This window comes from Halococcus morrhuae DSM 1307, assembly GCF_000336695.1.
Taxonomy (GTDB): domain Archaea; phylum Halobacteriota; class Halobacteria; order Halobacteriales; family Halococcaceae; genus Halococcus; species Halococcus morrhuae.
Window position 1 is genome coordinate 1 of the sequence record NZ_AOMC01000054.1, and the last position, 22,687, is coordinate 22,687.

General features: G+C 66.2%; 26 protein-coding genes, 1 tRNA gene and 1 pseudogene. 11 read left to right on the forward strand and 17 right to left on the reverse strand.

Annotation, left to right across the window (positions count from 1 at the left end; translation table 11 throughout):
• The 6 genes and pseudogenes from C448_RS03205 to C448_RS03230 all read left to right on the forward strand — a co-directional run.
• Positions 1 to 557, forward strand: a pseudogene (locus tag C448_RS03205) (saccharopine dehydrogenase family protein); the annotation flags it as partial.
• A gap of 67 nt (positions 558 to 624) precedes the next feature.
• The gene (locus C448_RS03210; RefSeq protein WP_004051874.1) at positions 625 to 1,518 is read left to right on the forward strand and encodes an alpha/beta fold hydrolase; all 894 of its coding nucleotides are present in this window, start codon (positions 625 to 627) and stop codon (positions 1,516 to 1,518) included.
• Complete coding sequence (locus C448_RS03215; RefSeq protein WP_004051875.1) at positions 1,515 to 2,078, forward strand: NUDIX hydrolase; 564 nt, start codon at positions 1,515 to 1,517, stop codon at positions 2,076 to 2,078. Before C448_RS03210 ends, C448_RS03215 begins: the two co-directional genes overlap by 4 nt.
• A gap of 23 nt (positions 2,079 to 2,101) precedes the next feature.
• Positions 2,102 to 3,601 (forward strand): tRNA guanosine(15) transglycosylase TgtA, encoded by a 1,500-nt coding sequence (gene tgtA, locus C448_RS03220; RefSeq protein ID WP_004051876.1) that lies wholly within the window; start codon positions 2,102 to 2,104, stop codon positions 3,599 to 3,601.
• Entirely contained in the window at positions 3,598 to 5,340 is a 1,743-nt protein-coding gene (arcS, locus tag C448_RS03225) for an archaeosine synthase subunit alpha (RefSeq protein WP_004051877.1), read from the forward strand. The genes tgtA and arcS overlap by 4 nt, the downstream gene beginning before the upstream one ends.
• Positions 5,341 to 5,418: 78 nt before the next feature.
• Positions 5,419 to 6,489 (forward strand): archaeosine biosynthesis radical SAM protein RaSEA, encoded by a 1,071-nt coding sequence (locus C448_RS03230; protein WP_004051878.1) that lies wholly within the window; start codon positions 5,419 to 5,421, stop codon positions 6,487 to 6,489.
• A gap of 221 nt (positions 6,490 to 6,710) precedes the next feature.
• Here C448_RS03230 and purQ read toward each other — a convergent pair whose 3' ends face one another.
• The 3 genes from purQ to C448_RS03245 form a co-directional block, all read right to left on the reverse strand.
• Positions 6,711 to 7,388 carry a phosphoribosylformylglycinamidine synthase I gene (gene purQ, locus C448_RS03235; RefSeq protein ID WP_004051879.1) on the reverse strand — a complete coding sequence of 226 codons (678 nt, stop codon included), beginning with the start codon at positions 7,386 to 7,388 and terminating at the stop codon, positions 6,711 to 6,713.
• Complete coding sequence (gene purS / locus C448_RS03240) at positions 7,385 to 7,636, reverse strand: phosphoribosylformylglycinamidine synthase subunit PurS (protein WP_004051880.1); 252 nt, start codon at positions 7,634 to 7,636, stop codon at positions 7,385 to 7,387. The genes purQ and purS overlap by 4 nt, the downstream gene beginning before the upstream one ends.
• A gap of 144 nt (positions 7,637 to 7,780) precedes the next feature.
• The gene (locus tag C448_RS03245) at positions 7,781 to 8,803 is read right to left on the reverse strand and encodes a phosphoribosylaminoimidazolesuccinocarboxamide synthase (protein WP_004051881.1); all 1,023 of its coding nucleotides are present in this window, start codon (positions 8,801 to 8,803) and stop codon (positions 7,781 to 7,783) included.
• A gap of 254 nt (positions 8,804 to 9,057) precedes the next feature.
• Here C448_RS03245 and C448_RS03250 point away from each other — a divergent pair, with 254 nt between their 5' ends.
• The 3 genes from C448_RS03250 to C448_RS03260 all read left to right on the forward strand — a co-directional run bounded on the left by C448_RS03250 (position 9,058) and on the right by C448_RS03260 (position 11,539).
• Positions 9,058 to 9,315, forward strand: a complete 258-nt coding sequence (locus C448_RS03250) for a hypothetical protein (RefSeq protein WP_004051882.1) — start codon at positions 9,058 to 9,060, stop codon at positions 9,313 to 9,315.
• Positions 9,316 to 9,362: 47 nt separating this feature from the next.
• Positions 9,363 to 10,724, forward strand: a complete 1,362-nt coding sequence (gene cofH / locus C448_RS03255; protein ID WP_004051883.1) for a 7,8-didemethyl-8-hydroxy-5-deazariboflavin synthase subunit CofH — start codon at positions 9,363 to 9,365, stop codon at positions 10,722 to 10,724.
• Between the two features lie 185 nt (positions 10,725 to 10,909).
• Positions 10,910 to 11,539: a hypothetical protein gene (locus C448_RS03260; protein WP_004051884.1), complete on the forward strand. Its 630-nt coding sequence runs from the start codon at positions 10,910 to 10,912 to the stop codon at positions 11,537 to 11,539.
• A gap of 25 nt (positions 11,540 to 11,564) precedes the next feature.
• Here C448_RS03260 and cofG read toward each other — a convergent pair whose 3' ends face one another.
• From cofG to C448_RS03275, 3 genes are all read right to left on the reverse strand, one after another.
• Positions 11,565 to 12,641: a 7,8-didemethyl-8-hydroxy-5-deazariboflavin synthase subunit CofG gene (gene cofG / locus C448_RS03265; protein ID WP_004051885.1), complete on the reverse strand. Its 1,077-nt coding sequence runs from the start codon at positions 12,639 to 12,641 to the stop codon at positions 11,565 to 11,567.
• A gap of 151 nt (positions 12,642 to 12,792) precedes the next feature.
• Positions 12,793 to 13,410, reverse strand: coding sequence for a 2-phospho-L-lactate guanylyltransferase (gene cofC, locus C448_RS03270; protein WP_004051886.1), 618 nt, complete (start codon positions 13,408 to 13,410; stop codon positions 12,793 to 12,795).
• Positions 13,411 to 13,472: 62 nt separating this feature from the next.
• On the reverse strand, positions 13,473 to 14,354 hold the full coding sequence (locus C448_RS03275) for a complex I NDUFA9 subunit family protein (protein WP_004051887.1): 882 nt from the start codon (positions 14,352 to 14,354) through the stop codon (positions 13,473 to 13,475).
• Positions 14,355 to 14,434: 80 nt separating this feature from the next.
• Here C448_RS03275 and tmk point away from each other — a divergent pair, with 80 nt between their 5' ends.
• Entirely contained in the window at positions 14,435 to 15,013 is a 579-nt protein-coding gene (tmk, locus tag C448_RS03280; RefSeq protein ID WP_004051888.1) for a dTMP kinase, read from the forward strand.
• Here the strand turns inward: tmk and C448_RS03285 are convergent.
• Positions 15,010 to 15,336, reverse strand: coding sequence for a hypothetical protein (locus tag C448_RS03285; protein ID WP_004051889.1), 327 nt, complete (start codon positions 15,334 to 15,336; stop codon positions 15,010 to 15,012). The genes tmk and C448_RS03285 overlap by 4 nt on opposite strands.
• Before the next feature lie 125 nt (positions 15,337 to 15,461).
• Between C448_RS03285 and C448_RS03290 the strand changes: the two genes are divergently transcribed.
• Complete coding sequence (locus C448_RS03290; RefSeq protein ID WP_004051890.1) at positions 15,462 to 16,130, forward strand: potassium channel family protein; 669 nt, start codon at positions 15,462 to 15,464, stop codon at positions 16,128 to 16,130.
• On the opposite strand, the gene C448_RS03295 is transcribed toward C448_RS03290, so the two are convergent.
• From C448_RS03295 to secF, 10 genes are all read right to left on the reverse strand, one after another.
• On the reverse strand, positions 16,127 to 16,606 hold the full coding sequence (locus C448_RS03295; RefSeq protein WP_004051891.1) for a DUF5813 family protein: 480 nt from the start codon (positions 16,604 to 16,606) through the stop codon (positions 16,127 to 16,129). The two genes, C448_RS03290 and C448_RS03295, sit on opposite strands and share 4 nt — an antisense overlap.
• A 36-nt stretch (positions 16,607 to 16,642) precedes the next feature.
• The gene (locus C448_RS03300; RefSeq protein WP_193363107.1) at positions 16,643 to 17,023 is read right to left on the reverse strand and encodes a DUF7522 family protein; all 381 of its coding nucleotides are present in this window, start codon (positions 17,021 to 17,023) and stop codon (positions 16,643 to 16,645) included.
• Positions 17,024 to 17,099: 76 nt separating this feature from the next.
• Positions 17,100 to 17,184 (reverse strand) — tRNA-Leu (locus C448_RS03305).
• Positions 17,185 to 17,224: 40 nt separating this feature from the next.
• Positions 17,225 to 17,560 (reverse strand): ferredoxin, encoded by a 336-nt coding sequence (locus C448_RS03310; protein ID WP_004051893.1) that lies wholly within the window; start codon positions 17,558 to 17,560, stop codon positions 17,225 to 17,227.
• Between the two features lie 69 nt (positions 17,561 to 17,629).
• Positions 17,630 to 18,070: a PIN domain-containing protein gene (locus C448_RS03315; RefSeq protein ID WP_004051894.1), complete on the reverse strand. Its 441-nt coding sequence runs from the start codon at positions 18,068 to 18,070 to the stop codon at positions 17,630 to 17,632.
• Positions 18,063 to 18,356 (reverse strand): AbrB/MazE/SpoVT family DNA-binding domain-containing protein, encoded by a 294-nt coding sequence (locus C448_RS03320; protein ID WP_004051895.1) that lies wholly within the window; start codon positions 18,354 to 18,356, stop codon positions 18,063 to 18,065. The genes C448_RS03315 and C448_RS03320 overlap by 8 nt, the downstream gene beginning before the upstream one ends.
• A gap of 116 nt (positions 18,357 to 18,472) precedes the next feature.
• The gene (locus C448_RS03325; RefSeq protein ID WP_004051896.1) at positions 18,473 to 18,973 is read right to left on the reverse strand and encodes a peptidylprolyl isomerase; all 501 of its coding nucleotides are present in this window, start codon (positions 18,971 to 18,973) and stop codon (positions 18,473 to 18,475) included.
• A 38-nt stretch (positions 18,974 to 19,011) separates the two neighbouring features.
• The gene (locus tag C448_RS03330; protein ID WP_004051897.1) at positions 19,012 to 20,076 is read right to left on the reverse strand and encodes an anthranilate phosphoribosyltransferase; all 1,065 of its coding nucleotides are present in this window, start codon (positions 20,074 to 20,076) and stop codon (positions 19,012 to 19,014) included.
• A gap of 78 nt (positions 20,077 to 20,154) precedes the next feature.
• Entirely contained in the window at positions 20,155 to 21,774 is a 1,620-nt protein-coding gene (locus tag C448_RS03335; protein ID WP_004051898.1) for a preprotein translocase subunit SecD, read from the reverse strand.
• Entirely contained in the window at positions 21,771 to 22,649 is an 879-nt protein-coding gene (secF, locus tag C448_RS03340) for a protein translocase subunit SecF (protein WP_004051899.1), read from the reverse strand. Before secF ends, C448_RS03335 begins: the two co-directional genes overlap by 4 nt.
• Positions 22,650 to 22,687: the final 38 nt, after the last annotated feature.

Below are 22,687 nucleotides of genomic sequence, written 5' to 3' on the forward strand. Positions count from 1 at the left end.
CGGTCATCGAGGGGCTCTCGCAGGGCGGTGCGGCGCGCATCGACGGCAGGATCGAGCGCGTGCCACCGGCCTGGAAGGTCCGCGATATCGACCTCGGCGGCGGTGCGAGCACGGCCGTGACGATCCCGTGGGGTGACGTCTCGACGGCGTACTACACGACCGGGATCCCGAACGTCGAGACCTACGCGACGATTCCGAACTACGCTGCGTCGGTGATGCGGAAAACGGGGCCGCTGACGCCGCTGCTCGGTACTGCACCGGTCCAGCGTGCACTCACGGCGATCGTCGATGCGACCGTCAGCGGCCCGACGGCCGACGAGCGCGCCAAGAGCACCACCCGGATCTGGGGCGAGGTCGAGGGCGACGGTAAGCGCGTCGCTGCCCGCCTCCGGACGCCCGACACCTACGAGTTCACCGCACGGACCGCGACCGAGATCGCCCGACGCGTCTGCGATAACGATGTCGAATCCGGGTTCCAGACGCCAGCATCGGCGTTCGGTCCGGAGTTCGTCCTCGAGTTCGACGGCGTCGAGCGCGAGGATGTGGGTAGGGCATGAGCGCCCACCGAGGCGAATCCCGAATTCGATATCGCTGCATGAAGTTTATCAATACTGGTGACGTGGTATGAGCGACCCCGCAAGTGAGCCGTGGACCCACGAGTGGGCAACACTCGACAGCGTCGTGCTCCACTACGTCGAAGCCGGCGATCCGGACGATCCGCTTGTGGTGCTGTTGCACGGGTTTCCCGAGTTCTGGTATGCGTGGCGCAACCAGATCGACTCGCTGGCTGCGGCGGGTTTTCACGTCGTCGCGCCGGATCTTCGGGGATACAACCGTTCGGAGAAACCGTCCGGCATCGGTTCCTATCGTCTCGATCGACTCGTCAACGATGTCGTCGAACTCGTCGACCACTTCGAGGCCGAGCGCGCGAACATCGTGGGCCACGACTGGGGTGGGGTCATCGCGTGGGCATTCGGCCATCGGCGACCCGATCGCCTCGATCGTCTCGTCGTGCTGAACGCACCCCATCCCGAAGCGCTCGAACGCGAACTGCGCTCGCCGGCACAGCTCGCTCGTTCCTGGTACGCGCTGTTCTTCCAGCTTCCCCGGGTCCCCGAGGCGATTCTGGAACGAACTGACGGCTGGCTCGGTGCGCTGTTGCGAACCGACCCGGCGAACCCGGCCGCGTTCGACGAGTCGGACATCGAGCGATACGAGCACGCGATCGCCCGCCCCGGCGCGCTCAGGGCGGCGATCGACTACTACCGGGCGTTCGGCCGCTCCCAACTGCGTCGCTGGTTCGGACTGGCGGAATCGAACGGACGACATCCGACGATCGAGGCCGAAACCCTCGTGATCTGGGGCGAGCAGGACAGCGCGCTCGGCACCGAACTGCTCGACGGACTCGATCGTTGGGTGCCCGACGTCCGCATCGAACGGCTTCCCGAGGCGAGTCACTGGGTGCAAAACGATGCTCCGGAGCGCGTGACCGGTCTTCTGGGGGAATTTCTCAGATGAGTGACCTCGATCCGCTCGCGTGGGAGACACTCGAATCGAATACGGCCTACTCCTGTCCGGGGTTCGACGTCGTCAACGAGCGGGTTCGTCTGCCGGACGGCATCGAGACGACGTTCGATTCGATCACCGAACCCGCCGCCGTCGTCGTGTTGGGGTTCACGTCGGAGGGTGAGGTAGTGATCATCGAGGAGTGGCGACAGGCGATCGAGCGCGTGAACCGTGGGCTACCGGCCGGCACCGTCGAGCCCGGCGAGTGTATCGAACGGACGGCGCGACGCGAGTTCGAGGAGGAGACGGGCTATATCGCCGAGGAGATGGATCACCTCACGACCGTCGAACCGCTCAATGGGCTCGCGGATTCGGTCCATCACCATTTCGTCGCGCACGGCTGTCGACCCACGGGCTCACAGGAACTGGACGACAACGAATCCATCCGGGTCAGTACGGCATCATACGACGACCTGCTCGGCGCGCTCGCGGACGACGACCTCCGCGACGGGCGCAGCGCGCTCTGCCTGCTCTATCACGCCCGATTCGGCGCGGAAAGCGGAGTGCCTTAGACACGCGACGGCCGAACCCCGTCATGAACGACGTTTTCGAACTCCGCAGCGCCGACGCCGCCGGCCGCATCGGCGAGCTTCGAGTGCCGCGATCCGACACGGTCGTCGAGACGCCCGCACTCATGCCCGTCGTCAACCCCAACCTCCAGACGATCTCGCCCGCACGGCTCGAAAACGAGTTCGGCGCGGAGATATGTATCACTAACGGCTATATCATTTCTCAGAGTGACTACCGCGAGGAGGTGCTCTCGACGGGTCTCCACGAATTTCTCGACTTCTCCGGCGCGATCATGACTGACTCGGGATCGTTCCAACTGGCCGAATACGGCGATATCGACGTCACGAGCGCTGAGATCCTCGACTTCCAGTATCGCATCGGCTCCGACATCGGCACGCCGATCGACATCCCGACGCCGCCCGAGGCAGGCCGCGAGCGCGCCGCCGACGAGCTTGCGACCACACAGAATCGACTCGAATCGATCCAGGACATCGACACCGGCGAGATGCTCGTCAACGCTCCGGTGCAGGGTGGCGTCTATACCGACCTGCGCGAGCGCGCCGCCCGCGACGCCCGCGCGACCGGGCTCGATATCCACCCGATCGGCGCGGCCGTGCCGCTGATGAACGCTTATGAGTACGGGACAATGGTCGACGTGATCGCGGCCGCGAAACGTGGGCTGGGGCCGAGTTCACCCGTGCATCTGTTCGGTGCGGGCCATCCGATGATGTTCGCGCTCGCGGTCGCGCTCGGCTGCGATCTGTTCGATTCGGCGGCCTACGCGCTCTACGCGCGCGACGACCGCTACCTGACCGTTCGGGGCACCGAACGCCTCCCGGAGCTCGAATATCTTCCCTGTGAATGTCCGGTCTGTGTCGCGCACACGCCCGACGAACTCTGTGCAATGCCCGACGACGAGCGCGAGACGCGCCTGGCCGAGCACAACCTCTACGTGAGCTTCGGCGAGCTCCGGCGCATCAAGCAGGCCATCCGCCGGGGGAACCTGCTCGAACTCGTCGAGGCGCGCGCCCGCGGCCACCCGGCGATGCTCGACGGCTACCGCGCGCTGCTCGATCACGCCGACCAGCTCGAAGCGGAGGATCCGACCTCGAAGGACGCCTTCTTCCATCTCTCCACCGAGAGCGCCCGTCGACCGGAGGTCCGCCGCCATCACGAGCGTCTCGCACGGCTCTCGGTCGACGGGAACATCTTGCTGACCGAGGGCGATACCAACGCTGCGTACGACCAATCCTGGCGCGTCGTCCCACCGTTCGGGCCGTTTCCACGCGCGCTCTCGGAGACGTACCCGCTCACCGCGGAGGTACCTGAGCGCCTCGACGATGCGGCCTACGAGAGCGCCGCGAGCGGGGTGGCGAAACTCGTGGAGGCAAACCCTGCCGCCGAGTTCACGCTCGCTCATCGAGGCTGGCCCGAGCGCGCGCTCGAAACGATCCCCGAGCGAGTTCGGCGCGCGCCGCTCGAATCGATGGACGAATACGAGGAGCGCGGCGAGGGGGAGCCATGACCGAGTTCTTCGAGATCCACGCGCGCGATGGGCCGGCGCGCATCGGCGAACTCCGACTGACGGAGTCGCTCACGACGCCTGCGCTCGTCGGCGACAGGATCGACGATGCGGGCAGCCTCTGGCCCGAAGCCCGCGAAACACCCGCCGGCGACCGCGACTCGCTCACCGTCCTTCCACACCGAGCGCTACCGGCCGGCACCCCTGACGAAGTTCAGTCGGCGTTCGCGGTCGACTCACCCGAAATCGACGGGCCGAGCGCTGCGGTGCTCTCGTCGGAAACAGCGACCGAACACGGCAGCGACGCCTACGTCCTCTCGGACGCACAGGGGCTCGTCGGCCACGCCCGCGCGTTCGTCGAGGGGATCGTCGACGTGAAGCGCGCGATCCCCGACGACGCGGCGCTCTACCTGCCGGGTGTGGCGACGCCGGCGAACGTCGCCCTGCTCGCGTACGCGGGTGTCGACCTGTTCGATGCCGATCGCGCGGTCGTGAAGGGAACACAGGGAAAGTATCTCACGAGCGACGGCGAACAGTTCCTCGTCGATCTCGACGAACTGCCCTGTGCCTGTCCGGCCTGCCAGCAGAGCGTGGATGAGTTCGATCGCGAGGACTGTGCGGCCCACAACGGGAACGTGCTCCGCGCCCGGCTCGCGACCGTCCGCGCGCGCATCCGTCGGGGACGGCTTCGGGATTATCTGGAGGGCCAGGCCCGCCACGAGGCGTGGCTCACCGCCGCTTTCCGACGGTTCGACCAGCAGTATTCGTATCTCGAAGCGCACGCACCGATCTCCCGTCGTAACGAACTGCTCGCTGCGAGCGAGGAGAGCCTCCGCCGGGTCGAGATCCAGCGCTTCGCCGAGCGCGTGACCGAGCGGTACGAGAACCGGTTTTCCAACCCGCTCGTGCTCGTGCCCTGCTCGGCGACGAAGCCCTACAGCGAGTCCCAGAGCCATGGCCAGTTCCACGACGCGATCGGCTTCCGGGCACACACCGTCTCGATGACCTCGCCCATCGGCGTCGTGCCCCAGGAGCTCGAATGTACCTACCCTGCCCAGCACTACGACTCCGTCGTGACGGGCGAATGGAGCGCCGGCGAGATCGAGTTCGTCGCCAGCGTCCTGGAAGCCTATCTCGAACGCAACGACTACCCGCGGGTGATCGCCCACGTGCCCGACGACTACCGACAGATCACCGAGCGCGTCGAGGAGAGCCTCGACACCGAGTTCGAGTACACGGTCGAAGCCCATCCCACGACGAGCGAATCGCTGTCGAACCTCGCTGACGCGCTCTCGGGCGAACTCAAGTACTCCAAACGCGAGCGCGAGCACAACACCGTTCGGGCCATCGCCGACTACCAGTTCGGCCCCGCCGCCGGCGACGACCTGTTCGAGGAGATCTTGACGGAGGGACGCTATCCGAAGCTCAGAGTCCATAGCGACGAGCATCTCGCCACGATGGTGCCCCAGTACGGGACGCTCGCGCTCACGCTCGCGGGCGCACACCGGTGGGTCGCGAGCGACGCACCGACCAAGATCGTCGAGATCGACGAGTTCGTTCCTCACGGCAGCGTGCTCGCGCCGGGGATCGTCGACGCGAGCGAGGGGATCCGGGTCGGCGACGAGGTCGTCGTCAGGGGGCCGAAGGCGTTCGCGATCGGGCGCGCGACGATGCATGGGCGCGTAATGGCTGAGGCCTCCCGCGGGATGGCTGTCGACGTCCGTCACGTCGAGGAGCGATAGACGGCGCGAACGGGAGCGTTGGGATCGGGCCATCGGTGGGACGGTGGGGTTTTGCCGCTCCACGGGGTAGATCGTCCAATGAGCCAGCCGAGCCCCGAGGTCTACGAGGCGGGGAAGGGCATGGATGCCCACAACGCCGCGATGCGCGAGATCCGCGCGCGCAACGACCAGACCTACGACCCGCACGAACCCACCCGCGTCTGGGTCGACGAGGACAACACGCCCGACGGCGTGCGAGACAGTCTGACGATCATCCTCAACACGGGTGGCTGTCGCTGGGCACGCGCCGGCGGCTGCACGATGTGTGGCTACGTCGCCGAATCCGTTGAGGGTGGAACTGTGGCCCACGAGGCTCTCATGGACCAACTCGACGTCTGCCTCGACCACGAACGCGAACACGCCGACGAGCCGTGTCCGCTGATCAAGATCTACACGTCGGGTAGCTTCCTCGATGAGCGCGAGGTGCCCGCCGAGACCCGGCGAGCGATCGCCGAGGCCTTCGGCGATCGCGAGCGCATCGTCGTCGAATCGCTGCCGGATTTCGTCGAACACGATCGGCTCGCCGACTTCACCGAGCAGGGACTCACCGTCGACGTGGCAGTCGGGTTGGAAACGGCCACGGACAGAGTGCGCCACGACTGCGTGAACAAGTATTTCGACTTCGCCGATTTCGTCGCGGCGAGCGAGCAGGCCCGCGACGCGGGCGCCGGCATCAAGGCCTATCTCCTGATGAAACCGCCCTTCCTCAGCGAGCGCGAGGCCGTTGCGGACATGATTGCCTCGGTCGAGCGCTGTGCGGAGTACGCCCACACCGTCTCGATGAACCCCTGTAACGTCCAGCGCCACACGATGGTCGAGGAGCTGTATCACGACGGCGGCTACCGCCCGCCCTGGCTCTGGTCGGTCGCCGAAGTCCTGCACGAGACCGCGGACGCCGACGCGCTCGTGATCTCCGATCCGGTGGGCCACGGTTCGGACAGGGGCCCACACAACTGCGGGGAGTGCGACGATCACGTGCAGACAGCGATCAAGGACTTCGATCTCAGACAGGACCCGTCCGTATTCGAGCAGGTGTCCTGCGAGTGCGAGCGGACCTGGGAGGCGGTGATGGAGCGCGAGAAGAGCTACGGGCTGCCGCTGGCGCGATAGCGACTCTTCAAACGAGTTCTCGTCCACGGGTCGACCGATGGCGGCAGACTCGTTAGTTCGTGATCAGTCGTCCACGTCGATTGCGGCCCCACACTCGGGACAGGTCTCGTCGGCGATCGAGAGCTGGAGATCACAGTTCGGACAGACCGCACGATAACATGCGCGTTCACCCATGTACGTTGTTACCGTGTTCACGGACAAAAAGTCACGGTCGCCCGATCTCACTCGGCGAACGCGCGCAGAACACCTCTCCCGTCCGTGCCGCCGAGTTCCGGCAGCGTGGCCCGTTCAGGATGAGGCATCAACACGGCGACGTCCTCATTCTCACTACAGAGACCCGCCACCGCGTCCGTCGAGCCGTTCGGGTTCGCCGCTGGCGTCACGTTCCCGTCCTCGTCACAGTAGCGAAAGAGGATCCGATCCTCGTCGTCGAGTGTTGCGAGCTCCTCCTCGTTGATCTCGAAGCGTCCCTCACCGTGGGCGATCGGGAGCGAGATGACTTCGCCAGCCTCGAACGCGCACGTCCACGGCGTTTCGGCGTTCTCCACGCGGAGATGGACGTGCTCGCACTGGAAGCGTGCGCTCGCGTTCGTGGTGAACGCGCCGGGCGTCAGCCCCGCCTCACAGCCGACCTGCGCGCCGTTGCAGACCCCGAGCACCGGAACGCCCTCGCGCGCGGCGTCGCGGACCGCCTCGACGATGGGTGCGCGTCCGGCCATCGCACCGGCCCGGAGGTAGTCGCCATAGGAGAACCCGCCGGGAAGGACGATGCCCGAGGGATCGTCGGGGAGACCGTCCTCGTGCCAGACGCGTTCGGCAGCGACGCCCACCGCGTCGAGCGCGCGCACGGCGTCTCGGTCACAGTTCGAGCCGCCGAACTGGATCACTGATACCGTCATCTGTTCTCGATGTCGACCGAATAGTCGTGGATGGTCGGGTTGGCGAGCAGCCGTTCGGCCATCGATTCGGCGCGCTCGGTGGCGGCCGCTTCGCTCTCGGCGTCGAGGTCGATCTCGAAGCGGTCGGCCGCACGGAGTTCGTCGAGTCCGAAGCCGAGCCGGGAGAGCGCCTGCCGGGTGGTCTCGGCCTCGGGATCGAGCACGCCCCGCTTCAGTCGCACGGTGACGACGGCGGTGTAGGCGGTCATATCGGGTGGCGGGTCCCGGTAGGCGAAAGCGCTTCGGATACCGTCGGTCGGACCCATCTCCCAACTGCATTCTAGGGAGAGGGATTTCGCTGGCTCGCTGCTTTCCGCTGTCCGTCACGTAACGGCTTCCGACCGACGATAAAACTACGCCAGTTCGCTCGCAGCCTCGACCGCGGCACTCAGTTCGGGCGCGTCGAACAGCTCGCGACCGACGTAGGCGTTCGCACCGGCGGTGTAGAGGTCGTTCGCGGTCGCGACGACATCCGCGGCGAGCGGCTCCGGATCGGGCTCGCAGAGCGCTCGCCAGTCGGTCCCGTCGGTCCCTTCGATCTCCTGTTTGGCCGTGGAGACGGCCGCCACCCACTCGGGCTGGGTACGCTTGTGATACTGTCTGAGCACCTCCTTCGAGATCTCGTGGCCACGATACGAAAACCGGTTCTCGTCGAAGGTGCCGACGACGTCCGCGACGCGTACCTCGCCGTCGTGGTAGAGACACTCGATCTTGCCGTCCTCGTGGGTCAGCCCCACCTCCTCGGCCCGTTCGGTCACGACGCGATTCACCTCGCGGGCGAGCGCTGCGAGCTCGTCGAGCGTCGCCCGACCGGCGATCGCGTCGGCTTCCTCCCGCGTGAGATAGCGGTCCTGCTCCTCGAACTTCGTCGAGAACTCGACGACCGGCTCCGGCAATCCCACCGACCCGTCGGGCCACTCCGCGGCGTCGAGGCCGACGTCCTGGGGATCGCGGCGCGAGCGCAGACTCGACCCCACCGGCACCGTGTTCCGGAAGACGATTTCGAGCGGGATCAGATAGTTCTCGCCCGCGTCGGCGTGGAATGCCCCGTAGTCGTAGCCGCCGTTCTGGATGGGGAGGTCGGGCACCTGTGCCAGATCGATCGCCATCTCGCGCGGCGGTTCGTCGGTGTCGGCGAGATCGACCACCGAGCCGTCGGCGACGATGCCGCGGTAGTGCGTCGGGATGCCTTCGGCTTCGAGCAGCGAGAAGTTGTATGCGCCCATCGTACAGAGGCTCCGGCCCTTCTCGGGGATCGTGTCGGGCATGCGTCCCCAGTCGAAGATCGAGTAGGCGTCGGTGAAGACGAACCGTCCACGGCCGAGTTCGTCGGGCGTCGCGGGCTGCTCGACGCGAAACTCCTTGACGCTGGTCATGGGGCGACCTCGCCGGCGGCGAACTAAGCGGTTGTCATCCCACGAGCAAACATATAGGGCGCTCCGTCACCAAACATACGCCCGACCGCACAGAACATGACCGAAACCATCTGCGACAGATGTGATGCACGCGGCGAGTCACAGTGGCGTATCCGGCTCGAAAACCATTCGAACGGGACCGACGAGCAGGCGTCCTACCGGCTCTGCCGTGGCTGCTGGAACGAACTGAACGCGCGGTTCGACGGGAGAGACCGATGAGCGAGGAGCCGCGGCCGAACGGCACCGACCCTGATCCGCCCGGCGAGACGCCCGATCCGACGCCCGCCGGGACGGACTGCGCGCTCTGTGGCACCGACCTCAGCCCGAGCGAGTATCCCAACTGTCGGGCCGTCCTGATCGACGAGAGCGGCCCCGGCGAGGAGACCGAGACGATACGGATGGTCTGCCCGGACTGTTTCGCCGATCTCGACGGCGAGCTCACCGATCACTCGCCATCGGGCCAGTCGGTTTGAGCGCATCTACCGTGGGGTTTTAACGGGTTCGCCGCGCCCGTCACACCATGCAGCGCTCGCGTGGGGAGTTCGGTTTCGAGTGCGTTCCCGCGACCGATCAGTCGTTCGAGAACGCCCTCCGAAAGGCACGGGACGGCGAACGGCTCGCGGTCGCCGACGGCATCGAACTCATCACGACCGGCACCGACGACGAGGGAATCGATCCCGAGCGAAAGGAGCGGGTGCTCGAAATCGCCGACCGGCGTCGTGCGGAAGCGGTCGGCGAGCAGGTCACGTTCGTCGCGAACCTCAACAACAACGTCACGACAGCCTGTAACACCGGCTGTCTGTTCTGCAACTTCAAGGACAGTTCCCAACAGTTCCGATCGGATGCCGACGAGAGCCACGGCGGGTTCACCAAGACACCGGCCGAATCCCGGGAGATCGTCGAGCAGGCCGCCGAACGCGGCATCTACGAGGTCACGTCGGTCTCGGGGCTCCATCCCGCCTTCGCGCTCGACGACGAACATCACGAAATCCTGGCGAGCCACGACGACGCCGCGAAGACGGTGAACTACCGCCCGCCGACGGCCTACGACACCGATCCCGGCACCTATCTGGAGCAGATGGACGCGATGAGTACCTGTGGGGTGCATCTCCACTCGATGACGCCCGAGGAGGCCTACCACGCCCGCCGCGGCACCGACTGGAGCTACGAGGAGGTGTACGGCCGACTCCAGAAAGCGGGCCTGGATTCGGTGCCCGGAACCGCGGCCGAGATCCTCGTCGACGAGGTGCGCGACGTCATCTGTCCGGGCAAGATCGACACCGACGGCTGGCTGCAGGCGATGGAAGCGGCCGCGACGGTGGGTCTCGACATGACCGCGACGATCATGTACGGCCACGTCGAGAACGCGGCCCATCGGGTCAAACACCTCCAGCGCGTGCGCGAACTCCAGGACGAGACGGGTGCGATCACGGAGTTCGTTCCCCTCTCCTTTATCCATCCGAACACGCCGCTCGCCGAGCGCGGCATCGTCGAATCGGGCGCGAGCGACGACGAGGACGAGTTGATGATCGCCGTCTCGCGGCTGTTCCTCGACAACGTCGACAACATCCAGTCGAGCTGGGTGAAATACGGCGACCAGCAGGGGCTCAAGATGCTCTCGTGTGGCGCGAACGATTTCATGGGGACCATCCTCTCCGAGGAGATCACCAAGCGCGCGGGCGGCGAGTTCGGCGAGTACCGGAGCTTCGACGAATACGTCGAGATGATTTCGGCGATCGGGCGGACGCCCGCAGAGCGCTCGACGGACTACCGACAGGTGCGGGAGATCGACATCGATGCTCCCGACGGACCACGACTCGGACCACAGGCCGATGGGACGCCGCTGTTCGACGGGGCGAGCCACGCACCCGCCGACGATTGATTCGACTGCCACCGAACAGTCATTGGCCCGAAACCTTGATTGCGTGAGCGGGAGACCTTCACACAATGGCCGACTCCGCTCGTGCTGCGGTCAGTAACCGGTTGCGGCCCCGATCCATCCTTGTCTGGTTCGCCCTTACCGTGTTCCTGTTCTGGTTTTACGATCAATCTGCAGTGCAACTCGGCATGGCCATTGCGACCAGTACGATTCTCGGTCTTTCCCAAGTCTTCACCGAGGTATGGGACCTCCGTTCGGAAGTCCGAACGCTCGGTCTGGCGCTCGTGACGCTTCTCGGCGCTCTCTCGCTGTTCGTGTTCGGCGGCAGTACCAGCGACTCGGGCGCGGCCGTCGCGTTCGTGCTGATCGGCGGCTGGTTGGCGCTCGATGCCGGCCAGACACTCCGCCACGAGGGCTGGAAGGACACCGATGACCACGACGATCGCGACGGGTACGATGTCTATCGGGAGTACGTCGTCAGACAGGTCGACACCGAACTCCGCGAGCGAGCGCTGACGCGGCGCGAACTCGGGACCGAACTCGATGTCGACGAGGCGGCCATCGACCACGCGCTCGACGTGCTCGCCGAGCGCGGATTGCTCTCGCGCACCGGGAGCGAACTCCGTGTTTCCTCACCACCACAGCCAGGTACGCTCGCACGCGTTCGTTCGGGAATCGTCGCCCCACTCGCTCGCCTCGCTCGCCCGCTCACCATCGAACTCGACGACGGGAACGCTGAGGATGAGGGTGCTCACTCTCGACCGGCTGCAAAGCCTGTCGGTGAGGGCGGGCGTGAGCGCGAACGCGAATCCGCCTGAGTCGTCGGTATGCGGCGATGGTCAACTAAGACCAACCGAGCACCGTCCGATATCGCTCGCTGGCCTCGTCCTCGCGGTCGATGGCGCGCTCGATCTGCGGTGCGAGCCAGCCATCGTCGACGTAGCGCGCGTGGGTCGGCAGGCGCTCGTTCAGCGGAACACCTGCCTCGTCGGCGATCGACTCCAGTTCGCGCAGGCCGGGCCACGCGTAGTCGGGGTTGATGTGGTCGTCGGTGATCGGCGACACCCCACCGAGATCGTCGACGCCACAGTCGATGACCTCGCGGACGGGCGCGAGGTTCGGCGGGACCTGCACCGAGACCTCCTCGGGCAGCGCGTAGCGGGCCATCGCCACCGTGCGGCGCAGCGTCTCGATGGTGGGTGTGGGACCGCTCCAGCGCTCGTTTTCGGCCACCGGCTGGACGATGACCTCCTGAACATGACTGTGCTCCTCGTGGAGCGCGCGGATGGCGAGCAGCGATTCGGCGCGATCGTCCCAGTCCTCGCCGATGCCGACCAGGATCCCCGTCGTGAACGGGATCCCGGCCTCGCCGGCTGCACGGATCGTTGCGAGGCGCTGTTCGGGCGTCTTCTTCCGCGATCCCGAATGGGCGTCGACGTCGGCGGTGGTTTCGAGCATGACGCCCATCGAGGCGTTCACGTCGGCGAGATCGCCCATCTGCTCGCGAGTGAGATCGCCGGGATTGCTGTGGGGGAGCAGCCCCACCTCCAGGGCGAGCTCGCACATCGCGTGGAGATAGTCGTGGATCGAGTCGTAGCCCCACTCGTCGAGCTGGTCGTGGATGGCCGTGTAGCGCGCGTCAGGTGTATCGCCGAAGGTAAACAGGGCCTCCGTACAGCCGGCGTCCGCGCCGGTTTCGAGCACGTCGCGGACGTCCTCACGGCTCAGCAGCGAGGCTTCGCCGGGCGGGTCGAAGTAGGTGCAGTAGGTACAGGTGTACCGGCAGGCCGTCGTCAGCGGGACGAACACGTTGCGCGCGAACGTCAGCGCCGACGCGGGCTCGACGTCGTCGGGACCCACGGAACGGAGACGGTCGCGCTCGCCCCGGGTGACGTCGAGGGCGGCGTCGATACCGGACATGGACGCCTCTCGTGGCGGGTAGGCAAAAGACTGTCCGGAAGCCGGTGTCGGGAGGGGACGGGACGACACCGACCAGTTGCGCGCGAACCGGCTCGCGCGGTCGAAACTTGGCGATCGTCCGACAAAACGGTTGTCCCAACTCCGACCCGATTCAGCCGTTTCCGGTCCGCTCGACGCCGACGCGCCCGTCGGAACGAACGAGTCGCACGCCCACGCGGTCGAGCCACGCGCGCGCCGCACCCTCTCCGTGGACGAGCACTTCGGCGAGATCGGCTCGCTCGTCGATGTCGGTGCCGAGCCGGAACGAGTCAACGATACCGACGCTCGCGCCGACGCGACGGGCACCCTCGCGGTGATCGAGATAGGAGGTGCCGTGGTAGTCGACGCGGAAGTCGGGATGGCGGGCGACGAGCGCGTTCGTCCCGCCGCCGCGACCGGGCGCGAGCACCACGTCCTCGGGAGCGTCGAACAGCCACGCGAGCGCAGCGGGCGTCGCGAGCGGGAGGTCAGCCATCACGATCGCGACCGGCGAGTCGGTTTCGAGAATCGCGTTCACGGCCGTGGTCAGCGGGCGCTCGTCGACGATCGTCGGCACGTCGCGTTCGATCGGTGCGGTCGTGAGCAGTTCAGGCTCGTGACCGCTCTCACGAATGGCGGCGAGAACGTTGTCGAGCATCGCGCGCGAGAACTCCCGGCGCTCGGCGGGGGTAAAAAAGTCATCGAGGCGGGTTTTCGGCTGCTCGGCGGCGAACGGGACGACGACGCGCATACGGGAACTACGGGTCGAGGGTCATATCCCCGGTGGTCGTGGACTGCTGCGATCGTTGATTCCTACTCGATGCCGAGATACGCCGCGAGCGTCGTCAGCTCCGACTCGCCGTGCCCGAACGCCCCGATGTCGTTCTCGTCGACGACGTTGTCCATTTCGAGCGAGCGCGCCTGGTCCGGGCCGAACGGGATCATCGGCACGGGGCCGATCGCGCTCATGCCGAGTTTCGTCAGTCCCATCGGCACGGGCAGCACGGAGACGGGCTTGCCCTCGGCGCGATAGGCGAGTTTGGCCACGTCGGCGAGCGTCAGGACGGCAGGACCGCCGAGTTCGTACGTCTCGCCGACGTGTTCGTCGTCGAGCCCGTCGGCGAGCATCGGGGCGAGATCGCCGATCCAGATCGGTTGAAAGCGCGTGCGCCCGCCACGGGGGAGGGGTGCGAGATACGGCGGCGTGACTTTCTTCGTGAACGAGACGAACTCGCCGCCATCGCCGAAGACGACGGACGGGCGGAAGATCGTCCAGTCGAGGGCCGAATCTTTGACGACTCCCTCGGCACGGCCCTTCGTGCGAATGTACGCCGTCTCGCCGTCGGGGTCCGCGCCGAGCGCGCTCATCTGGACGAACCGTTTCACATCGTGCTCCTCGGCGGCCCGCACGGCGTTCTCGGTACCATGGAGGTGGACCTCGCGGTGACTCGTCCCGCTCGGCGGTTGGAAGAGCGGTGAGAGCGCGACGAGGTTCACCACGGCGTCCTGGCCCGCGAACTGCTCGACCATGGAGTCGTAGGCCGTCACGTCGCCGACGACAGTCGAAACGTTCTCCTCGAACACCGTCGGGTCGGGATCGCGCGAGAGCGCCGTCACGTCGTGGCCGCGTTCCGCCAGTTCGTCACAGAGGGAGCGTCCGACGAAGCCGTCGCCGCCGGTCACGAGTACGTCCATACCCGAATGACTCGGCGAGTTGACCTAAAACTACCGTCACCGGAAGACGAGACTTACCCGTCGGCGGGCGAACGACAACCATGCTCGTCACGATCGAGGGGATCGACGGCAGCGGCAAGACGACCGTCTGGGAGGCGCTTCGGGAGTCCTACGACGGCGTGTTCACGCGCGAGCCGACCGACTCCTGGTACGGCGAGACGGTCGCGCGCTCGATCGACGATCCCGACGCCGACTCGCTCGCCGAACTCTTTCTGTACACCGCCGACCACGCCGCCCACCTTTCCAACACTGTGCGCCCCGCGCTCGCCGACGGCGAACTGGTCGTCTCGGATCGGTATTCCGATTCGCGCTACGCCTACCAGGGCGCGGCGCTCGAAGGGGAGGTAAAGCGGCCGATGGAGTACATCCGCGGGGTGCACCAACCCTGGACGCGCCTACCGGATGCGACGATCTATCTCGACATCGACCCGGAGACCGGTGCGGCACGCAGCGGCGCGACGAACAAGTTCGAGCAGGCGGGCTATCTCGCGGCCGTCCGGTCGAACTACGAGACGCTCATCGAATACGAACCCGAGCGGTTCGTCAGGATCGATGCGAGCCAGCCGCCCGAGGACGTCCTCGATGCAGCTGAGACGGCGCTCGATCGACTGCTCGACTAAGACCGTTCGAGGCGCTCGGGTAGCTCAACCTCGGCGGGCGTGGGCATCCAGAAATAATCGAAGGCGACCCCGAGCGCGAACGGCAGCGCGACCGCGACGCCGACGACGGTGAGCGAACTGCCGAGATCGGGGCCGAGCCCGAGCGGACCGGTCAGTCCGAGCGTGACGAGTAGTTGGATGGCGGGAACGAGGACGACGACGTAGATAGCGGTGCCCCAGCGGGTGGTGAGCTGCACGCGCAGAAATCGTGTGGCGAGCGCGGCGACGGCGGTGTTGACGCCGACGACGACGAGCAAGCCGACGATGTCGGCGACCGAGACCATACCCACACTACCGCCCGGACGACCTTTGGGGTGTCGAAAGCACGCGGGACGACGATCGGTGTATCGAGTGGATCGACCCGGCAAACCGTGCGTACTGTTATTATCGACCATGGTGTAGTGGGGGTATGCGATTCGTCATCATCGGGGCCGGGCGGGTCGGGCTCAGGACCGCGCGGGTGCTCGCCGAGGAGGGTCACGAAGCGACCGTCGTCGACAACGACTCCGAACGACTGGAGCGTCTCTGGGGCGAACGCCTGGAGATCGTCGACGTGCTCGACGGCGACGGGAGTCGCGAGGAGGACCTCGTGGAGGCCGGCATCGCCGACGCGGACGCGATCGGCGCGCTCACGGGCGATCTGACGACGAACTTCGTCGCCTGCATGATCGCCGACGCGTACGACTGTCGTACCGTGATGCGCGCCGACGACGACTACTACCAGGAGATCTACCGGAAGTACGCCAGCGAGGTCGACGAGGTGGTCTATCCCGAACGGCTCGGTGCGATCGGCGCGAAGAACGCCCTCGTCGGCGGCTCGACCCGCGCCATTGCCGACATCGCCCAGCATCTCCAGCTCGTCGAGTTCACCGTCACCGAATCCTCGCCGATGCGCGGCTACAGTCTGAGCGAGCTCGAACTCCCCGGCGGGGCCGAGCTCCTCGCCTTCGGCAAGGAGGGCGAGGCGGTCGACCTGCCCCACGCCGATGACTCGCTCGAACGCGGCGATCGGGTGGTCGCGCTCGCGGATTTCGACGTCCTCGGCGATGTGCGCCACCTCGTCGTCGGCGCAGTCTAAAGCGGCATCGGGCCACGCTCGCCCTCACCGTCACCCTCCGTCCGAGCGTGTGCGATGAGATCGGCGACGGGCGAGCGATACGAGTATCCGGGAACGACACCCTCGACGTACGTCCCTTCTGCGTACTCGACGAGCGCTTTCGCCGCTTCGGCCGCTCGTGTTCCGTCGTCCTGTGCGAGCAGCCACTCGACGTGTACCTCCCCGTTTCGGCGCTCGACGGTCGGTTCGGGAACGTCGATGTCCGCGCGCGTCGCACTGCCGGCGTCCTCCAGTCGGAGCGAGAGCGTTTCGAACCAGCCGTCCTCCAGGACGTCTTCGATCGATTCCTCGGCGGCGGCGTCGAGCGTCGGCATCGTCACCGAGACTCGGAACTCGTCGTCGACGCCGACGCGGCCGTTGAACACGGTCGTCGTGAGCACGTACTCGTCGCCGTCGGCGTCGTAGGCGTCGTGGGTTGCGAACCCGTCGTCGGTCATAGTTGCGTTCGGGCGCTCGCAGGCAAAAGCGCGTCGTCAGCGCTCGTCGAGTATCGAGAGGATGGCGCTCGCGACGGCCTCGAAATCGCTCATCGTCAGGCCGTCGGTGGTGACGAACACGCCGTCGCGATCGGTCGTGATGCGCAGGAGGTAGCCGTTCTCGAACACCCTGATGGTGTGGCGGTAGCCGCCGAGTTCCGAGCTTCGATAGGCGTTGCGCGTGTTCTTGAAATCGTGCCACTCGTGGCCGATGAAGCTCATCACGTCGGCGTCGCGTTCGAGGTCGCCGCGGAGGTAGAGCTGGTCGTAATCGGCGCGGGTGAAGTAGGTCACCGAGCGGAGCCGGTCGCCGGTCGCGGTCCGGGCGGCCGTCACGAGCTGGTCGGCGACGTCGCCGGCGAGCAGATCCGAATCCATCACGCGACTGATCATGCGGAACCATGATAAATCCGTCGCCGGTGCGGTCGGCAGTTTGGAGAAGTCGAGAAGAGAGTGCGAGGGATGCGATTTGAACGCATGAACTCCTGAGAGAGCGGGTCTTAAGCCCGCCGCCTTTGGCCAGACTCGGCCACCCTCGCGTAGTTCAGCGTTCGCCCGCGCGCGAAAACCCGTTTCGATTCACCAGTCGACCGAGAGCGTGCCGTCGCCGTCGGGATCGGGGGCGATCTCCTCGTCGGTCCGACGGTCGACGACGTGGATCACGCCGCGATCCTTCTTCGCCGGGCAGACCTCGGCCGCCCGGACGTTGTCGTCGAGCTCCTCTTCGGTGATGAAATACGATGCCGGCTGGGCGATCCCCGAGGTGATGTTCATCGACCAGTTGTCGGAGACTTCTGCACACTTGCCCGCCGCGATGCACTTGTTCGCCTCGAAGACGATCTTGTAGGGCTTTTCGGCAACGGGCGGGGCGTCGCGCTCGCCGATAGTGCTCGGGTCGACGGGGTCATCCGACATACATTTCATCTCGAACCTCACGGCCCTTTCGCTTGTCGTTCGACCGCCGGTCACGGTTGCTCGCTCGGATCAGGCCGATCTCTCCCGGATTCGCTCGATTCGAATCGAGATCGGGAGCTCGTCGAAATCGTCGTCCGCACCCACGACGAGCGTCGCGTCGGTTGCATCGGCGAGCGCCACTGCGAACGCATCTCCGAGTGAGATGCCACCGCCCGCTTTCACTCGTGCCGCCGTTTCCCATGTGTCGGTCGTCGATTCGAGTCGGCAGCCGCCGTCAACGATGTCTTTGAGTTGTGTTTGCCCGATGTCGAGATCGGCATCGGTCGGCCGGTCATCGGCTTCGAGCCACGCGATCTTGTAGCTGATTTCCGTCGCGGTGACCTCGCTCAACAGGCCGGTGGCATCGCCGTCGTAGATCGCTGTCAGCAGCGATTCGACGCGGTCAGCGCCGGGCTCGTCGTAGCAGTACGCTATCAGTGGCTCGGCATCGAACACGTAGGTCTCACTCATCGCCGTCGGCGGTCGCCGCCCTGCGTGGACGTTCCTCCGTGCGTTCGGTGTCGCGGAACTCGCGGAGTTTCGCCAGCACCTCGCCACGTTCGTACTCGTCGCCGGCGAGTCGGCCCCGGAGTTCCGACGGGCGCGGAACGGGTTCGACCACGATTTCACCATTGTCGCTTTCGCGAAAGCGCACCCGTCCCGGCGTCTCGATGCCGAATTTCTCCCGGAGTTCCTTCGGGATCGTCGCCTGTCCCTTCGCCGAGACCCGGACGACATCGTGTGTATTACTGCTCATACGTACTACTCATGCAATAGTAATACCTAAGCGTTTGGTCGAACCCCGGCGTATCGGCGGGCAGTTCAACGGGAACGCTTCGAATGAATAGCCAAACAATTAGCGGTCTGTCGGTTCTACTCGTGAACTTCGACCGATTCGAGGACGACCTCTTCCTGGGGCTGGTCGTTGGCGTCGGTCGACACGGTGCCGATCTCCTCGACGACGTCCATCCCGTCGGTCACGTCGCCGAACACTGCGTGACGGTCGTCGAGATGGGGCTGGGCGTCGAGCGTGATGAAGAACTGTGAACCGTTCGTATTGGGACCCGAGTTGGCCATCGAGAGCGTTCCTGCGGAGTCGTGGCGCAGATCGTCGTGGAACTCGTCGTCGAAGGTGTAGCCCGGGCCGCCGCGACCACTCTCGTCGGGGTCGCCGCCCTGGATCATGAATCCCTCGATGATGCGGTGGAAGGCCACGTCGTCGTAGAGCGGCTTTTCGACCGTCTCGCCGCCGTCCTCCCACTCCTGCTCGCCGGTCGCCAGCCCGACGAAGTTCTCGACCGTGTTCGGCGCGCGCTCGTCGTACAGTTCGACCTCGATGTCGCCACGATTGGTGTGCAGCGTCGCGTCTGTCATATCCGCACGTCGACGGCGCGATGGAAAACCCTGCCGGCTCAGAACTCCCGAAGCTCGTCGAGCACCGCTTCGGCGCTGCCGTCGGCGATGGCCTCGCGCGCCATCGCGAGCCCCTCGTCGAGCGACTCGCAGTCCTCGCGGGCGTAGATCCGGAACGCGCCGTTGAGCGCGATGGCGTCGGCAAAGCGGTCTTCCCGGTCGCCCGCGAGCACGGCCTCGGTGATCGCCGCCGAGTCCGTCGCCACGTCGTCGACTTCGAGGTCTTCCTCGGCGAAGTCCATGCCGTACTCGTCGGTCTTGATCTCGAAATCGTCGAGTTCGCCACCTTCACCCACGGCAACCGTCGTCGAGCCGGGACGGATGTCGTCGTAGCCCTCCATCCCCTGGAACATCACCACGCGGGGGATCTCGTAGCGCTCGCTCGCCGCGAACGTGTCGATGATCCGCTTCGCGTAGGGCAGATGGTAGAAACTTCCGAGATGGACGTCGGCACCGGCGGGGTTGGCGAGCGTCTCGATCGTGTTGACGAACGTCCGCACGCCCATCATGTCGCGGCGCTCTACGAGGCCGGCGACGCCGGGGTTGAAGTTCGGCTGGTAGTAGAAGCCAAAGCCCGTCTCGTCGACCATGTCTGCGCTCTCGGCGGGTTTGAGGTCGGTCCGCACGCCCAACTCGTCGAGGACGTGTTTGTAGGCGTCCTGCTTCTGCGTGGGGACGCGATCGCCGGAGTGGGTTACGACCGGGGTGCCCGCTGCTGCGGCGACGATGCCGGCACCCACACCCAATATCGCCGAGCGCCCCTTCCCGTCGTAGTTCGCTCCGCAGTCGACGGGATCGCAGTCGGGCGTGGCGACCTCCACCGACCGATCGGCCATGGTGTCGATATATGCCGCCAGCTCATCGGGCGTGTTGCGCTTCCAGCGGTTGGCGAGCCAGAACGCGCCCAGCGTCGTGTGATCGGGTTCGTCGTCCAGGATGCGCTCGAAGGCCTCGGTCGCCTGCGCACGCGTCATGTCATCGGCGGATTTGTGTCCCGAGCCGACGACTTCGGTCAGCAGCCGTTTGAGCGGCCACTCGCCGTGGTGTTCGGATGACTGGGCCATGCGACCGGGTTGGAGCGGTCGGTGCAAAAGGCTCCCGCTCGCCGGTTCGTCGATGATCGATTCGATCCCGCGCCCGTCTCAGTTGTCGGTGAGCAGCCGCCGGAGCACGTTGCCGTAGGCCGGGCGCGTGATCAGTACGCCGATCAGTACGCCGACGATCGTGATGATGGCGAACCCGCGGAGATCGCCGAGGCTGAGCAGTGCGAGCGGGCTCATCGCGATCACGGTTGTCGCGGCGGCCGCGCCGATGACCCAGAACGCCCGCCGGAACCGACTCTTGAACACTCGGCCCGTGCTCACGTCGCTCTGGAGGATCTCGTCGGCGATGATCACCAGATCGTCGACCCCGGTCCCGATGACGGCGATGAAGCCGGCGATATGCGAGAGATCGAGCGGGAGCCCGATCGTGGCCGCGAAGCCGAGCAGGATGAACACCTCCGACAGCCCCGTCAGCAGCATCGGCACCGCCACCCGCGGCTCGCGATATCTGACGAAGATCGCCACGCTGACCGCGAGCACCGCCACGAGCCCCGTGACGAGCGAGAGCCCCTTGAACCGCTGGGCGACGCTCGGCAGGATGTACTGGCTCGTCCCCTCCTGAAGATTGAGCGGCGCGGGCAGCGCACCCGCCTGGAGATCGACCTGGAGCCCCTGGGCCTGCGAGGCGTTCTGTGCCGACGTCTGATAGACCGGGTCGTCGACGAACTCGCCGCTGGCGAAGCCCCGTGCGAGATCGGGGTCGACGCCCGCCGAGTAGACGACTTCGCCGTCACGCACCGTCAGCAGACAGTGACCGCCACCGCCGCGACCGTAGCCACAGGTGCGGTTCGCGGGGTCGTCGAAGCCGAACCGCTGCATCTTCTCGGTGAACGGTTTGGCCGCCTCCTCGGTCAGCGTCACCGGGACGACCGGTTCACCGGTCTGCTGGTCCTGCCGGACCGGTCGAACGTCCTGGAACGACTGCTGGCTCGGCAGCGCGGTCACGTTACAGGTGGTCGGGCCGGTCCCGTTCGCACTACCGTTGCCGCTGGCGTTCGTTCCGACGGGACCCTCGCAGTAGCTCGGCGTCCGATTGCCCTCGATCGTGAAGTACGCGACCGTCTTCACCTGGCCCTGATCGGCGACGAGCTCCCTGAGCTCCGAACGGTTCTGGTTCGGCACTTCGATGCTGACGTACCGTTCGCCGCCCGAGGACACCGTTTGAACCGAACCACCGGAAAGGCCGGATTCGCTGATCTTGTTGCTCAGCACTTCGACGGCCGTGTCGTAGGTCTGTTTGGTCAGGCCGTCGCTGACGTCGCCTTGCTGGACGTCGTAGCCGGCCGACTGGAGCGCGCTCGCGAACGCGCGCTGGGAGACGTTCCCCGAGTAGACCTCCACGGTGGCGCTGCCGTTGCCGGTGCGCACCCGGACGTCGGTCGTCGAGACGTTCAGTTCGCTCGCGACCTGTCCGGTGAGGTTGTTCCCTCCCTGTGGACCGACATCGACGCCCTCGGCGGTGAGGCCCGATAGCGGCGCGCGGATCTGCGAGCCGCCGGAGAGATCGAGCCCGTACTGGAGGTTCGTCGGGCCGGTCGTGACGTTCCCGTTGGTCGCGTTCGCCGCCACGCCACCGCCGAGGCCGGGCGCGAACAGCGCGACGGCGGCCGCGAGGACGAAGATAACGAGCAGGCCGATCCGCCAGTTCTCACGGATCATCGCGCGATCCCCTCGAACTTGTACCAGCGAAGCAGGCTCACGTTGAGCAGATAGGTGTTCATCAGATCGACGGCGAGCCCCATGACGAGCACGAGCCCGACCTGCGACAGGAGGGGGATGTTGAAGACGAACTTCGAGGCGACGATCGCCATCACCGCCATCGCCGATATCGAGGTGAGCGTCATCGTCACGCCCGTGCGTCGCGCACGATAGGTGCTCTCGTAGAAATCGCCGCGGCGCTTGAGCACGTGGTTGTTGAGCAGGATATCGGAGTCGACGCTGTAGCCGATCAGCATCAACAGCGCCGCCACCGTACCCAGCGAGAGCTCGATCCCGAAGAGGTTCATCAGCGCGAGCGGCACGACGATATCGGAAAACGCCGAGAGGATCACGGCGATCGAGGGGACGAAGCTCCGAAAGAGCACGAACACGAGCAACGCCATGCCGACGAACGCCGCGGCCAGCCCCAGCACCCCGAGCTGCTGGACGTCGGAGCCGAAGCTCGCGGAGGTCTCCTGTACGGATTCGACGGTGTAGCCCGCGGACTCCGCGGCCGACGTGAGCGCGTCGGTGTCGGTCGATTGAGTGGTGACGATGAAGGTGTTGCCGCCCGCGGTCGGCGTGACGGTTGGCTGACCGTCGACGGCGGGGAGAGCGGCAAAGGTGTCCTGGATCTGGGCCTGACCCGCTCCCGTCGTGACCTGGAGTTCGGTGCCACCGGTGAACTCGATGCCGGGTGTGACCGGTGCGCCGGTCATGAGAAACCAGCCGCCGAGAACCGCGAGCGCGAGGACGAGTACCACCAGCGGGATCGCGGCGAGCTGGCGGTCGGTATAGTCGGTGTAATCGACTGCCAGTACGTCGAGCGCAGCCATGTCCTGCGGTCCGGAAGGCCCGCGAATAAACGTTTGTA

Bases quoted from the DNA above. Each gene is read 5' to 3' on its own strand.
- C448_RS03210 (WP_004051874.1), top strand. From the start codon at position 625: ATGAGCGACCCCGCAAGTGAGCCGTGGACCCACGAGTGGGCAACACTC.
- C448_RS03215 (WP_004051875.1), top strand. From the start codon at position 1,515: ATGAGTGACCTCGATCCGCTCGCGTGGGAGACACTCGAATCGAATACG.
- tgtA (WP_004051876.1), top strand. From the start codon at position 2,102: ATGAACGACGTTTTCGAACTCCGCAGCGCCGACGCCGCCGGCCGCATC.
- arcS (WP_004051877.1), top strand. From the start codon at position 3,598: ATGACCGAGTTCTTCGAGATCCACGCGCGCGATGGGCCGGCGCGCATC.
- C448_RS03230 (WP_004051878.1), top strand. From the start codon at position 5,419: ATGAGCCAGCCGAGCCCCGAGGTCTACGAGGCGGGGAAGGGCATGGAT.
- purQ (WP_004051879.1), bottom strand. From the start codon at position 7,388: ATGACGGTATCAGTGATCCAGTTCGGCGGCTCGAACTGTGACCGAGAC.
- purS (WP_004051880.1), bottom strand. From the start codon at position 7,636: ATGACCGCCTACACCGCCGTCGTCACCGTGCGACTGAAGCGGGGCGTG.
- C448_RS03245 (WP_004051881.1), bottom strand. From the start codon at position 8,803: ATGACCAGCGTCAAGGAGTTTCGCGTCGAGCAGCCCGCGACGCCCGAC.
- C448_RS03250 (WP_004051882.1), top strand. From the start codon at position 9,058: ATGAGCGAGGAGCCGCGGCCGAACGGCACCGACCCTGATCCGCCCGGC.
- cofH (WP_004051883.1), top strand. From the start codon at position 9,363: ATGCAGCGCTCGCGTGGGGAGTTCGGTTTCGAGTGCGTTCCCGCGACC.
- C448_RS03260 (WP_004051884.1), top strand. From the start codon at position 10,910: ATGGCCATTGCGACCAGTACGATTCTCGGTCTTTCCCAAGTCTTCACC.
- cofG (WP_004051885.1), bottom strand. From the start codon at position 12,641: ATGTCCGGTATCGACGCCGCCCTCGACGTCACCCGGGGCGAGCGCGAC.
- cofC (WP_004051886.1), bottom strand. From the start codon at position 13,410: ATGCGCGTCGTCGTCCCGTTCGCCGCCGAGCAGCCGAAAACCCGCCTC.
- C448_RS03275 (WP_004051887.1), bottom strand. From the start codon at position 14,354: ATGGACGTACTCGTGACCGGCGGCGACGGCTTCGTCGGACGCTCCCTC.
- tmk (WP_004051888.1), top strand. From the start codon at position 14,435: ATGCTCGTCACGATCGAGGGGATCGACGGCAGCGGCAAGACGACCGTC.
- C448_RS03285 (WP_004051889.1), bottom strand. From the start codon at position 15,336: ATGGTCTCGGTCGCCGACATCGTCGGCTTGCTCGTCGTCGTCGGCGTC.
- C448_RS03290 (WP_004051890.1), top strand. From the start codon at position 15,462: ATGCGATTCGTCATCATCGGGGCCGGGCGGGTCGGGCTCAGGACCGCG.
- C448_RS03295 (WP_004051891.1), bottom strand. From the start codon at position 16,606: ATGACCGACGACGGGTTCGCAACCCACGACGCCTACGACGCCGACGGC.
- C448_RS03300 (WP_193363107.1), bottom strand. From the start codon at position 17,023: ATGGATTCGGATCTGCTCGCCGGCGACGTCGCCGACCAGCTCGTGACG.
- C448_RS03310 (WP_004051893.1), bottom strand. From the start codon at position 17,560: ATGTCGGATGACCCCGTCGACCCGAGCACTATCGGCGAGCGCGACGCC.
- C448_RS03315 (WP_004051894.1), bottom strand. From the start codon at position 18,070: ATGAGTGAGACCTACGTGTTCGATGCCGAGCCACTGATAGCGTACTGC.
- C448_RS03320 (WP_004051895.1), bottom strand. From the start codon at position 18,356: ATGAGCAGTAATACACACGATGTCGTCCGGGTCTCGGCGAAGGGACAG.
- C448_RS03325 (WP_004051896.1), bottom strand. From the start codon at position 18,973: ATGACAGACGCGACGCTGCACACCAATCGTGGCGACATCGAGGTCGAA.
- C448_RS03330 (WP_004051897.1), bottom strand. From the start codon at position 20,076: ATGGCCCAGTCATCCGAACACCACGGCGAGTGGCCGCTCAAACGGCTG.
- C448_RS03335 (WP_004051898.1), bottom strand. From the start codon at position 21,774: ATGATCCGTGAGAACTGGCGGATCGGCCTGCTCGTTATCTTCGTCCTC.
- secF (WP_004051899.1), bottom strand. From the start codon at position 22,649: ATGGCTGCGCTCGACGTACTGGCAGTCGATTACACCGACTATACCGAC.